Source organism: Streptomonospora salina, assembly GCF_014204715.1.
GTDB lineage: Bacteria > Actinomycetota > Actinomycetes > Streptosporangiales > Streptosporangiaceae > Streptomonospora > Streptomonospora salina.
Window position 1 is genome coordinate 4,716,858 of sequence record NZ_JACHLY010000001.1, and the last position, 12,600, is coordinate 4,729,457.

Below are 12,600 nucleotides of genomic sequence, written 5' to 3' on the forward strand. Positions count from 1 at the left end.
GCCGTTTCGAGGCATGCCGTCCGGACACACCGGACGCGTGCGACGCGACCAATATGACACTGACGGGGCGTTTGGCAAAGAGCCGTGAGTACGGCGGTGATCGAATGGTGATGTGCGCCTGAACGGCGGGCGCGGCGCGACCGCGCGCAATCCGGTCGCCGCCGCGCCCGCGCCTCGGTAGGCTCGGACCACGGGCGGGGCCGGCGGCCGCATCCGCTCCCGCTCGGCACGCCGCCCGCAGAGTTCGACAGAGTTCGAGAGGAAGTCAGCGCTCACCGTGTTCATATCCGCTTTCCCCGCCGGGCCGCTCGCCGCGAACTGCTACCTGGTCGCTGCGGCCGATCGGGCGGCGGAGTGCGTGATCGTCGACCCCGGCCAGGACGCCGGCGAGCAGATCTCCGCCCGCCTGGCCGAGCACGGGCTGGTGCCCGCGGCCGTGCTGCTGACCCACGGCCATTTCGACCATGTGTGGTCGGCCGCCGAGGTGGCCCGCGACCACGGCGTCGCCGTCTACGTGCACGGCGCCGACCGGCCGCTGCTGAGCGACCCCGCCAAAGGGCTGGGCCCCGGACTGGCCGCCCAACTGTCGGCGCTGCTGGGGCAGGCCGAGCTGGAGGAGCCCACCGACGTGCGCGAACTGGCCGGCGGCGAAACCCTGGAGCTGGCCGGCCTGGAACTGTCGGTGGAGCACGTGCCCGGACACACCCCCGGGTCGGTGTGCTACGGGCTGGCCGGCGGTGCGGCGGGCGATCCGGTGCTGTTCACCGGCGACCTGCTGTTCGCCGGCGCCATCGGGCGCACCGACTTCCCCGGCGGCGACCACGGTGAGATCCTGCGCAGCCTGGAGCGCGTCTGCCGCGACTGGCCCGACGGCACCGACGTCCGCCCCGGCCACGGGACCCCGACCACCATCGGCGGCGAACGCGCGGCCAATCCGTTCCTCGCGGATATCCCGGGGCGCTGACCCGCTCCGGAACCCGACGCGCGCCGCGAGCGTGGCCCGCCGCGGCGCGCAGGGTCAGGGCCCCGCCCGCACACCAGGGCCGGACGACGGCGGCCCGAACGACCACAGACCCGCCTGCTCGGACCGACCGCGCCACGAACCCGCCTGCGACGGCAGGTTCCGGCGGTCCCCGGTACGGGACCGCGCACGTGCGCAGGTCAGGCAAGATGAGTAGGTACGAGAGACACTGAAGGAGAACTCCGTTGATCCGCACGCATGACGCCGGCGCCCTGCGCGCCGAGCATGCAGACGCGACCGTCGTACTGGCCGGGTGGGTCGCGCGCCGCCGCGACCACGGCGGCGTCGTCTTCCTCGACCTCCGCGAAGCCTCGGGCGTCGTCCAGGTCGTCGTCCGCGAGGACGACCTGGCCCACGACCTGCGCGCCGAATACTGCATCAAGGTGACCGGCAGGGTCCGCGTGCGGCCCGAGGGCAACGAGAACCCCGAGATCCCCACGGGCGGCGTCGAAGTCGTCGGCGACCGGATCGAGGTCCTCAGCGAATCGGCTCCGCTGCCGTTCCCGCTGGACGGGTCCCAGGACGTCGCGGAGGAGACGCGCCTGCGCTACCGCTACCTCGACATGCGCCGGTCGGAAACGGCCTCCGCGCTGCGGGTGCGGTCCCACGCGGGATACGTCGTGCACGACGTGATGCGCGACCACGGATTCCTCAACGTGGAGACGCCCAACCTCACCCGGTCCACGCCCGAGGGCGCGCGCGACTTCCTGGTCCCGGTGCGGCTCCAGCCCGGCCACTGGTACGCCCTGCCGCAGTCGCCCCAGTTGTTCAAGCAGCTTCTGATGGTCGGAGGGCTGGAGCGCTACTACCAGATCGCCCGGTGCTTCCGGGACGAGGATTTCCGAGCCGACCGGCAGCCCGAATTCACCCAGATCGACCTGGAGATGAGCTTCGTCGACCAGGACGACGTCATCGCCGTGGCCGAAGACCTCGCGTCGCGCTTGTGGCGGGAGGTCCTGGGATACGAGATCCCGACCCCGCTGCCGCGCATGCCGTTCTTCGAAGCCATGGCCCGTTTCGGGTCCGACAAGCCGGACCTGCGCTTCGGCCAGGAGCTGACGGAGCTGACCGGGTTCTTCGCCGACACCCCGTTCCGGGTGTTCCAGGCGCCCTACGTCGGCGCGGTGGTCATGCCCGGCGGGGCCTCGCAGACCCGCAAGGAGCTGGACGGCTGGCAGGACTGGGCCAAGTCGCGCGGCGCCAAGGGGCTGGCCTACGTGCTGATCCAGGAGGACGGCACGCTGAGCGGACCGGTCGCCAAGAACATCTCCGAGGCCGAGGGCGCGGGGCTGCCCGAGGCCGTCGGCGCGCGTGCCGGAGACGCCGTCTTCTTCGCCGCCGGGCCCCGGCGCGCATCGCAGGAGCTGCTCGGCGCCGCCCGCTTGGAGATCGGCACTCGTCTGGGCCTCGTCGACACCTCGCAGTGGTCGTTGCTGTGGGTGGTCGACGCTCCCATGTTCGAGGAGGACGGCAACGGCGGCTGGACCCCTGCGCACCACCCCTTCACCGCACCCAAGCCGGAATGGGCCGACTCGTTCGAGCAGGACCCGGCCAACGCTTTGGCGTACGCCTACGACATGGTCTGCAACGGCAGCGAGATCGGCGGCGGATCGGTCCGTATCCACCGCGCCGAGATGCAGCAGCGTGTCTTCGACACCATCGGAATCACCAAGGAGGCCGCTGAGTCGAAGTTCGGGTTCCTGCTGGAGGCCTTCAAATACGGACCGCCTCCGCACGCCGGCATCGCTTTCGGCTGGGACCGGATCGTCGCCCATCTGACAGCCGCGGACTCCATCCGCGATGTCATCGCGTTCCCCAAGACCGCCTCCGGCGGCGACCCGCTCACCGGCGCGCCCACCGAGATCACCCCGGGCCAGCGCACCGAGGCCGGCATCGACTACGTCCCTGAGGACGAGACGGCCGGGGAGAAGTAGGCGCGGACCCGCCCCACGCAGCACGCAGCGGGCCGGTGCGGACGGCGACGGGCCGTCCGCACCGGCCCGCCTGTGCGGCCGCCGCCCCCGCCGATCTGGCGCGCGGTATTCGTGGCGTCGAGCGCTCACAGCGGCGAAAACCGCGCGGTAGACGGCCGCCGCCCCGCGCGATCCCCGTTTCAGCGAACGCGGCGGGGCGGATAGCCGGCAGGCGCCGCCTCACTTCTTTGCGGCGCCGCAGCGTTGGCAGCAGATGTCTTCGTTGTCGGGATTGCTGTAGGAGCAGAGGCGGCACGTCCAGTTGCGGAGGATGAGCGCGTTCCTGAGGGCCGGGCCCGTGGCGATCGCTGGTTCACGCATGACCGAATTTTAAGCCGGACTTTTTCCGCGTACGGGGGACTGCGAGCTGCCGCGGATGTGTGGCGCAGGCTGTACGCGGACTTTACGCAGTTATGCGCTACCGGTTACGCGTGTGTAACGATTCCCCGATTGCCGTGGTTCGGGGGCGCGTGTTTCGCGGTTTTCCCCGCTGTTCGGGCTGCTTTTCGTATTCTTGTGTGCCGAATGGGGTGTAGGGGTGCGGGAGGATGAAAGGGACGCGGGGCGGTCCCTGGGCAGGCGTCGGCCACCTGCACGGACGGGCGGTGATCTGGCTAGACTGAGCCGAATCGGATGTCCCCGGGAGGAGCGCGCGATTGCGCGAAATGGACGTCTGTGACGATATAGGGATGATCTAGTCGTGAACGGTGCAACCGGTTCCACTGACGGCTCCGCAGGAGCCTCGGCGGCGTCCGAAGGCGAACAGGAACAGGGCCACCGGGCCGGCACCGCCTTCGGCGCGGCCCCGGTCGCCATGCTCGTGGCCGACGGGGCGGCGCGCGTCACGCTGGCCAACCGCGCCTTCACCGAGTTCACCGGGCGCTCGTCCGAGGACGTGGTCGGCCGCCCCTGGCCGGTGGTACTGGCCGAGGACGCCGACGCGGACTCGGCCTGGGAACTGCACCGGGCCGCCCGCGGCGGCGCACCGGTGCACCACCGCGCCCTGGTCACCGCGGCCTACGCCGGCCGGCAGCACCGCGTCGTCGCCGAAGCCCAAGCGCTGCCCGGCGACCGCTCCGCCGCCGAACCCGACGGCGTCGTCGTGGTGTTCCGCGAACCGCTGCGCGAGGAGGAGACCCTCCGCGTCATCAGCGAACTGCGTACCGAGAACGCCGATACCGCACTGTGGACCCTGGACCTGCGCACCGGGCGGCTGCACGAACTGTTCGGACCCTCGCCGCTGGGCCGGCTGCTGGCGGGCGACGCCGGCGGGCTCGACGACATCCTCGCCCGCGTCCACCGCGACGACATCGCCCGCGTCCGCGACGCCATCGAAGCCTCCCACCAGGGCCGCGACTACGAACAGCGCTTCCGCATGTACGACGACCTCGGCGACGAGCGGTCGCTGCACACCCGCGCCCGCTACGTCTCCGGCGACCACCCCCGGCTCGTGGGCATCGTCGACGACGTCACCGAACACGTCCAGCTCATCCGCCGGCTGGCCGACCGCCGCCGCATCGAGGCCGCGCAGGGCCGCCAGGTCACCGACCTGGCCGCCAAACTCGTCTCCGCGACCACCGTCGAGGAGGTCACCGGGCTGCTCACCGACGAGTTCGTGCCGATCTTCGGCGGCGTCGGCGCCTCGGTCGTGCTCGTCGAGGAGGGGCGCCTGCGCGCCTCGCCGACCCCGCCGGAGCAGTCGCCGGGCCCCATGGGCACGGGCGACGAAGCCGCATACGACGTCGCCCACCCCGTCGGCGCGGTCGTCCAGGACCGCCAGCCGCGCTTTTTCGAAAGCCGCGCCGAACTCCTGGAGCGCTTCCCCGGGGTTGCGGAGTTCCTGCACCGCACCAGCGCCCAGTCCTGGGCGACCATCCCCGTCTTCGGCGACCGCCGGGTGGCGCTGGGGGTCTGGCAGGTCGCCTGGGGCGAGTCGCACCACGCCACCCCCGACGAGCGCGCCCTCATGCTCACCCTCGCCGGACTGGCCGGCCAGGCGCTGCAGCGGGTGCGCCGCCAGCAGGAGGAACTGCAGCTCGCCGACGCCATCCAGCGCCGTATGCTGCCGCCCCAGATCTCCCGGTTCGCCGAGTTGAGCATCGCCGTGCGCTACCTGCCCTCCCGCGCGGGCTGGCGGGTCTGCGGCGACTTCTACGACGTCATCCGCCTGCCCGGGCGCCGCGTCGGCCTGGTCGTGGGCGACGTCCAGGGACACGGGGTCGAGGCCGCCGCGGCCATGGGCCAGATCCGCGTCGCGTTCCGCGCCTACGCCAGCAACCAGGTCGACCCCGGCGTGGTCCTGGCCGAGACCAACCGCCTGCTCACCGAGACCGGCGAGATCGTCTTCGCCACCTGCGGCTACCTCGTCCTCGACCTCGACAGCGGCGAGATGCAGGCAGCCTGGGCCGGTCAGCCGCCCGCCATCGTCGCCACCCCCGACGCCTACGACCTGTGGGAACCCGAAACCGGGCCGCCCGTCGGCGTCGACGGCGACAGCAAGTACCCGGTGACCACCCGCCGGCTGATCCCCGGCGACACCCTGCTGATGTGTTCCGACGGCCTCGTCGAGAGCGCGCAGACGCCCATGGACCAAGGGCTGCGCGCCGTCGGCGAGGACCTGCGGGGACTGGCGACCGACGTCGAGGCGGCCGCCGGCTCGCTCATCGGCCTCACCCCGGCCGGGCGCGGCGACGACATCGCCCTGCTCATCGTCCGCATGAGCGGCGCCGGCTGAGTACCGCCGCCCCGCGCTCGCCGTGCGCCACCCCGGCTCCCTCGCTTAGGCTGGGAGCGTGTCCGAAACACTGTTCGACGACGCCGGCGCCGAAGCCCAGCGCGGCCAGGAACCGCTTGCGGTGCGCATGCGCCCGCGCACCCTCGACGAAGTCGCCGGCCAGCAGCACCTGCTGGGCGAGGGCAGCCCGCTGCGCCGCCTGGTCGAGGACGACGCGCCCATGTCGCTGTTCCTCTGGGGCCCGCCCGGCACCGGCAAGACCACCCTGGCCACGGTGGTCAGCCGCGTCACCCGGCGCCGTTTCGTGGAGCTGTCTGCCGTCAGCGCCGGGGTCAAGGACGTCCGCGCGGTCATCGACGACGCCCGCCGCCAGATGGGAATGCGCGGAACCCGCACCCTGCTGTTCGTCGACGAGGTCCACCGCTTCAGCAAAACCCAGCAGGACGCGCTGCTGCCCGCCGTGGAGAACCGCTGGGTCAGCTTCATCGGCGCCACCACCGAGAACCCCTTCTTCTCCGTGATCAACCCGCTGCTGTCGCGGTCGCTGCTGCTGACCCTGAACGCGCTCACCGACGACGACGTCGGCGGCGTCGTCGACGCCGCACTGGGCGACGAACGCGGCCTCGGCGGCCGCTACACCCTCGCCTCCGACGCCGCGGAGCAGCTGATCCGCCTCGCCGGCGGCGACGCCCGCCGCTCGCTGACGTACCTGGAGGCCGCCGCCATGGTGGCCGGTGAGCGCACCGAGATCGGCGTCGCCGACGTCGAGCGCGCCGTCGACCGCCACGCGGTGAGCTACGACCGCACCGGCGACCAGCACTACGACGTCATCAGCGCTTTCATCAAGAGCATGCGCGGCAGCGACCCCGACGCCGCGCTGCACTACCTGGCCCGCATGATCGAGGCGGGCGAGGACCCGCGCTTCATCGCCCGCCGCATCGTCGTGCACGCCAGCGAGGACGTGGGCATGGCCGACCCCACCGCGCTGCAGGCCGCTGTCGCCGCAGCCCAGGCGGTGGAGCTCATCGGCCTGCCCGAGGCGCGCATCAACCTCGCCCAAGCCGTCGTGCACATCGCCCTGGCGCCCAAGTCCAACGCCGTCATCGGGGCGATCGACGCCGCCATGGCCGACGTTCGCCAGGGCCGCGCCGGCCCGGTGCCCGCCCACCTGCGCGACGCCCACTACCAAGGGGCCCGCGACCTCGGCCACGGCGCCGGCTACGCCTACGCCCACGACTACCCCGGCGGGGTCGCCGCACAGCAGCACGCGCCCGACGCCCTGGTGGGCCGCGACTACTACGTCCCGACCGCCCACGGCGCCGAGCGCCGCTTCGGCGAGGTCCTGCACCGCATCAAGGGCGTGCTGCGCGGCGAGTCCGGCGGAGGCCGAGGGGACGAGCCGCCCGCCGAGCGCTGAGGCCCACCGCCGGCCGCGCCGCCGAGCGCACGCCGCACCGCTTCCCGCGAGGCCCGTCGCCACATCGGAAGCGCGCCTCCGGGCGGTGCCCGGGGGAGCCCGGCCGGCGGCGGCACCGCGGCGCGTCCCGCTAGTCCGCCGGCGTCGGGTAGACCTCGACGATGCGGGAGATCTCACGCGGCCCGTCGCCGCCGTCCTCGGCGAACTCCAGCTCCGCGATCACCGGCTCGCCCCAGGAGAGGTAGTCGATGAACTCCGGGCCGCTCAGGGGGAAGGTGCCGCGGTCGTCCTCGATATAGCCCGGGCCCGGTACGCAGAACCGGCCGCACAGCACCTCGGTGTCCGCGGTGATGACCGCCTCCCGGACCGCGTCCCCGCCCGCCGGCCGCCACTGCTCGCTCCAGGCGTCGGGCGCGAGCGTGGCCGCCGGCGTCTCCGGCGCCGACGGGCGGCGCTCCACCCGGGTGTAGGTCCACGGGCCCTCGGCCGGGTTCTCCTGGTCGGCCGGGTCGAACCGCACGATCGGCGGGCCCTGCTGCGCCTCGGTGGAGGGCGGGGGAGACGACGGCGCGGGCGGGTTCTCCGCCTGCTCGGTACCGCCGCCGTTCAGCGCCGCATAGGCCGCGTAGCCCCCGCCGCCGATCAGCGCGAGCGCCACCACCGAGCCGCCGGCGACCAGCGCGGCCCGCCCGGCGCCGCGGCGCCGGTTCGCGCCCAGCCGCACCAGGCGCGGCAGCCGGTCCGGCTCCACGATGCCCCGCCACTCGCGCGTGAGTACCTGTGTGACGGCGGTTCCCTGCACCGGCGGGGCGTCCGAGCCGCTGACGGCCTCCCAGGCCGCGATCGTGGCGCCCAGGACCTCGCGCACCGTGGGCCGGTCGCGGGGCGCCTCCGACAGCGCGCGGCGCACGATCGGGCGCATCTCGGCCGGTAGCCCCTCCAGCCACGGGGTCGAGGAGGCGGGAGTCCCCTCGTCCTCGACCGGCGGCCGTCCGCTGGCGGCGAATACCGCGATCGCCGCCCATGAGAAGACGTCGGACGCCGCCGAGGCGTCACCGCCCTCCAGCCGCTCCGGCGCCGTCCACGCGGCCGCGGTGCGGCGCAGCAGCTCGCCGTCGCCCGGCAGCGCGCAGTCCAGCAGGCGCGGTCCGCGGCCGCTCAGCAGCACGTTCCCGGGCGTGAGGTCCCCGTAGGCCACGTCGTCGCCGTGCAGGGCCGACAGGGCCTCGCCCAGTGCCGCCACGAGTGCGATGAGCCGCCCCCGCCCCAGCGGCCCGTGCTCGCGCACGAACCCGTCCAGCGCCAGGCCCGCGACATAGGGCATGGCCAGCCACGGGTGCTCGGCCTCGGCGTCGAACGTCACCGGCGGCACGTAGCAGCGCCCGTCGACCCCCGCGAGCGCCCCGAGGCGGGCCTGCAGGCGCGCGCGATCCTGCGGGTCCTCGACCGGCCACGGGTGCACCACCTTGACCGCCACCAGCTCGCCGTCCGTATCGGCGGGGTCGACCGCGGCGAAGACGGTACCGGTTCCGCCGGCGCCGAGGCGGCCGATGAGCACGTAGGGACCGACCGCCCCCGGGTCTCCGGGGGCGAGCGGGGCCAGGTGCGGTGGTACCAGAACGGAGATCTCGCGCTCGGCGGGGCGGCTCATGGGCATCCTGTCTGCACGGGGGGCTGTGCCAACTGCGCCAGCGGATCGCGTGGCGAAGAATTCGATGCCATGATTCTGCGACATCTCGGGATTTTCGTCGACGTCGGAACGGCGGATGCCCCCTCGGGGTGCCCGGCGCCACACACCGGGCGCGCACGGGCGCATCCGCCCCGGACGCGATAGGGTCTCCCGTATTCGGATCTCCGCATTCCGTCGGCCCGGAGCCGACCGGTGGTGCCGACGAGGCCGCTTCCGCCGTGGACGGCCGGGCGAGCCCCCGAATGCCGCCGATGGAGATGCCGCCACCCCGATTCGCCAACGGAGTCCGCATGCTGACCGCAGGAGACGTAGCAGCGCTCATCGCGGCGGTGGTCTGGACGGTGCTGGTCGCGTTCATGTGCGTGGCCCTGGTGAAGCTCACCAGGCTGCTGTCGGAGACCACGAAGGTCGTCGCGGAGTTCGGCGAGCGCACCCGCCCCATGCTCGACGACGTCGCCGCGACGGTCGAGCGCACCGGAGCCTCCCTCGACCGGGTCGAGGAGATCACCGCCAACGTCGCCACCGCGACCGAAGACGTCTCGACCGTCACCGCGCTGACCCGCTCCACGGTGTCGGGGCCGCTGGTCAAGGCGGCGTCGTTGTCCTACGGCGTGCGCAAGGTGCTGGGCCGGCGCCGCGCTCTGGCCCTCGTGCGCAGCCGCCGCAGGAAGGAGCGCCGATGATCCGCCGACTGGCGTATCTTGTCGCAGGTGCCGCGCTCGGCGGGTATGTTGTTCACAAGCTCAACCGCACGGCCCGTGCGTGGAGCCCGGCGGGGATCGCCGGCCGCGTCGAGGACCAGGTCGCCGATTACCGCGCCGTCCTCCGCGAGTTCAACGAGGACGTCCACGACGCGATGCGGCAGCGCGAGGCCGAGCTGCAGGCCCGCTACGACGGCGGCGCCGAGCCCCCCGCACTGCCCCTCGACACGCCGGGCCGCGCGACCCGACCCCGCGGCGCTATCGACGCCCCCGACACGAAGGACGGCCGCTGATGGAGACGGCAGAGATCGCCCGCCGCTTCCTCTCATTCTTCGAGAAGAACGGACACACCGTGGCGCCGTCGGCCAACCTGGTCGCCGACGATCCCACCCTGCTGTTCGTCGCGGCCGGCATGGTGCCGTTCAAACCCTACTTCCTGGGCCAGCGCACGGCCCCCTACGACCGCGCCGCCAGCGTCCAGAAGTGCATCCGCACCATCGACATCGAAGAAGTCGGCAAGACCTCGCGGCACGCGACGTTCTTCCAGATGCTCGGCAACTTCTCCTTCGGCGACTACTTCAAGGAGAAGGCCATCCCGCTGGCCTGGGAGCTGCTGACCTCCCCGGTCGAGGAAGGCGGCTACGGCGTCGACCCCGAGCGGCTGTGGGTGACCGTCTACCTCGACGACGACGAGGCCGCGACCGTCTGGCGCGACAAGGTGGGCGTGCCCGCCGAGCGCATCCAGCGCTTCGGCGCCGAGGAGAACTACTGGTCCATGGGCGTGCCCGGCCCCTGCGGCCCCTGCTCGGAGATCTTCTACGACCGGGGCCCCGAATACGGCGCCGAAGGCGGGCCGGCCGCCGACGAGGACCGCTACGTCGAAGTGTGGAACCTCGTCTTCATGCAGTACGAGCGGGGCGAGGGCGGCGCCAAGCAGGACTTCCCGATCCTCGGTGACCTGCCCCGCAAGAACATCGACACCGGCATGGGCCTGGAGCGCCTGGCGACCCTGCTGCAGGGCGTCGACAACATCTACGAGACCGACACCCTCGGCCGCATCCTGCGCGACGCCTCCGAGCGCACCGGCGTGGCCTACGGCGACGACGAGCGCTCCGACGTCATGCTGCGGGTGGTCGCCGACCACGTGCGCAGCGCCACCATGCTCGTCTCCGACGGCGTCCGGCCCGGCAACGAGAAAGCCGGCTACGTCCTGCGCCGCATCCTGCGCCGCTCCATCCGCAACCTGCGCCTGCTCTCCGGGACCGACACCCCCTACATGCACGGCCTCACCGAGACCGCCATCGAAGCCATGCAGGGCATCTACCCGGAGCTGCGCACCGACGCCGACCGCATCCACGAGGTCATCGAGACCGAGGAGACGAACTTCTCCGACACCCTGCGCTCGGGCACGGCGCTGTTCAGCCGCGCCGCCGAGCGCACCCGCAGCAGTGGGGCCGACCGGATCTCCGGCGCCGACGCCTTCCAGCTGCACGACACCTACGGCTTCCCCATCGACCTCACCCTGGAAATGGCCGCCGAGCAGGGGATGGGCGTCGACGAGGACACCTTCCGCACGCTCATGGCCGAGCAGCGCGAGACCGCCAAGCGCGATGCCAAGGCCAAGAAGCTCGGCAACGCCGACGTCAGCGTCTACGGCCGGCTGCTGGAGAGCGCCGGTGCCACCGACTTCCTCGGCTACACCGACCACGGGACCGAGTCGCGCGTGCTGGGCCTGGTCGTCGGCGGCGAGTCGGTCGGAGCCGCATCTGCGGGCGACCGGGTCGAGCTGGTGCTGGACCGCACCCCCTTCTACGCCGAAAGCGGCGGCCAGCTCGCCGACAAGGGCAGCGTCTCCGCGCCGGGACGCGGCACCGTCGACGTCGAAGACGTGCAGAAGCCCGTGCCCGGACTGTTCGTGCACCGCGGCACCGTGCGCGAGGGCACCGTCGCCCTGGACGACCGCATCGAGGCCGTCATCGACTCCGACCGCCGCGCCTCGGTCTCCCGTTCGCACTCGGCCACCCACCTCATCCACTCCGCGCTGCGCAACGCGCTGGGCCCCTCCGCCGGACAGGCCGGGTCGGAGAACCAGCCCGGCCGGCTGCGGTTCGACTTCACCGCGAGCAAGCCGCTGGGCACCTCGGAGCTCGCCGAGATCGAGGACGAGGTCAACACCGTGCTCTCCGGCGACATCCAGGTGCGCGACTTCACCACCTCCATGGACGAGGCATTGTCGATGGGCGCGCTGGCGATGTTCGGGGAGAAGTACGGCGATCGGGTCCGCGTCGTCGAGATGAGCGACTACTCCCGCGAGCTGTGCGGCGGCACGCACGTCGGCGCCACCGGACAGCTGGGCGTCGTCAAACTGCTGGGCGAGTCGTCGGTGGGCTCGGGCGTGCGCCGCGTCGAGGCGGCCGTGGGCATCGACGCCTTCCGCCGGCTCTCCCGCGAGTCGCTGCTGGTCGGCCAGCTCTCCGAGCAGCTGAAGACCCCGCGCGAGGAGCTTCCCGAGCGTGTCGACTCCCTCGTCACCCGGTTGCGCACCGCCGAGAAGGAGATCGAGAAGCTGCGGGCCGACCAGGTGCTGCAGGCCGCCGGCGAACTGGCCGCCAACGCCCGCAGGCACGGGTCGGCGCTGATGGCCGCCCACCAGGCTCCCGACGGCACTACCGCCGACGACCTGCGCCGGCTGGCCGCCGACGTGCGCCAGCGGCTCGGCGACGACGGCCCGGTCGTGGTCGCCGTCACCGCGGTCCCCCAGGACCGTCCCGTCGTCGTCGTGGCCGTGAACAAGAAGGCCCAGGACAGCGGACTCAAAGCCGGCGACCTCGTCGGCCTGGCGGCCCGCGCCCTCGGTGGCGGAGGCGGCGGCAAGCCCGACATGGCGCAAGGCGGCGGCACCGACGCCTCGGCGGTCGGCAGCGCCCTGGAGGCCGTCGAGCAGCGCGTCGCCCAGCCCTCCTGACCCGCATCCACGGGCAGAGAAAGGACACCCCGAGTTGATCAGGCACCTCCCCGGCGCGCTGCTGCGCGTACTGCCTTGCCCCCGCATGGGGGAGTCCGG

Annotated in this window: 8 protein-coding genes; 7 read left to right on the forward strand and 1 reads right to left on the reverse strand. The window is 72.7% G+C overall.

Going from position 1 to position 12,600, the window contains the following annotated elements:
* Positions 1-277 precede the first annotated feature (277 nt).
* The 4 genes from HNR25_RS21355 to HNR25_RS21370 all read left to right on the forward strand — a co-directional run bounded on the left by HNR25_RS21355 (position 278) and on the right by HNR25_RS21370 (position 7,145).
* The gene (locus HNR25_RS21355) at positions 278-964 is read left to right on the forward strand and encodes an MBL fold metallo-hydrolase (protein WP_184638074.1); all 687 of its coding nucleotides are present in this window, start codon (positions 278-280) and stop codon (positions 962-964) included.
* A 242-nt stretch (positions 965-1,206) separates the two neighbouring features.
* A complete protein-coding gene (aspS, locus tag HNR25_RS21360) occupies positions 1,207-2,955 on the forward strand; it encodes an aspartate--tRNA ligase (protein WP_184638076.1) in 1,749 nt (582 codons plus the stop codon).
* A gap of 739 nt (positions 2,956-3,694) precedes the next feature.
* Positions 3,695-5,728 (forward strand): SpoIIE family protein phosphatase, encoded by a 2,034-nt coding sequence (locus tag HNR25_RS21365; RefSeq protein ID WP_184638078.1) that lies wholly within the window; start codon positions 3,695-3,697, stop codon positions 5,726-5,728.
* Positions 5,729-5,786: 58 nt separating this feature from the next.
* The gene (locus tag HNR25_RS21370) at positions 5,787-7,145 is read left to right on the forward strand and encodes a replication-associated recombination protein A (protein WP_184638080.1); all 1,359 of its coding nucleotides are present in this window, start codon (positions 5,787-5,789) and stop codon (positions 7,143-7,145) included.
* A gap of 130 nt (positions 7,146-7,275) precedes the next feature.
* Here the strand turns inward: HNR25_RS21370 and HNR25_RS21375 are convergent, their stop codons facing one another.
* Positions 7,276-8,796 carry a serine/threonine-protein kinase gene (locus HNR25_RS21375; RefSeq protein WP_184638082.1) on the reverse strand — a complete coding sequence of 507 codons (1,521 nt, stop codon included), beginning with the start codon at positions 8,794-8,796 and terminating at the stop codon, positions 7,276-7,278.
* A 329-nt stretch (positions 8,797-9,125) separates the two neighbouring features.
* Here HNR25_RS21375 and HNR25_RS21380 point away from each other — a divergent pair, with 329 nt between their 5' ends.
* The 3 genes from HNR25_RS21380 to alaS are packed head-to-tail and all read left to right on the forward strand — an operon-like array spanning position 9,126 to position 12,501.
* Positions 9,126-9,518 carry a DUF948 domain-containing protein gene (locus tag HNR25_RS21380; protein ID WP_184638084.1) on the forward strand — a complete coding sequence of 131 codons (393 nt, stop codon included), beginning with the start codon at positions 9,126-9,128 and terminating at the stop codon, positions 9,516-9,518.
* Entirely contained in the window at positions 9,515-9,829 is a 315-nt protein-coding gene (locus tag HNR25_RS21385) for a hypothetical protein (RefSeq protein ID WP_184638087.1), read from the forward strand. The genes HNR25_RS21380 and HNR25_RS21385 overlap by 4 nt, the downstream gene beginning before the upstream one ends.
* Positions 9,829-12,501 carry an alanine--tRNA ligase gene (gene alaS / locus HNR25_RS21390; RefSeq protein WP_184638089.1) on the forward strand — a complete coding sequence of 891 codons (2,673 nt, stop codon included), beginning with the start codon at positions 9,829-9,831 and terminating at the stop codon, positions 12,499-12,501. The genes HNR25_RS21385 and alaS overlap by 1 nt, the downstream gene beginning before the upstream one ends.
* The last annotated feature ends 99 nt before the right edge of the window (positions 12,502-12,600 follow it).

Coding starts and splice junctions, on each gene's coding strand:
- alaS (WP_184638089.1), top strand. CDS start 9,829: ATGGAGACGGCAGAGATCGCCCGCCGCTTCCTCTCATTCTTCGAGAAG.
- HNR25_RS21380 (WP_184638084.1), top strand. CDS start 9,126: ATGCTGACCGCAGGAGACGTAGCAGCGCTCATCGCGGCGGTGGTCTGG.
- HNR25_RS21375 (WP_184638082.1), bottom strand. CDS start 8,796: ATGAGCCGCCCCGCCGAGCGCGAGATCTCCGTTCTGGTACCACCGCAC.
- HNR25_RS21385 (WP_184638087.1), top strand. CDS start 9,515: ATGATCCGCCGACTGGCGTATCTTGTCGCAGGTGCCGCGCTCGGCGGG.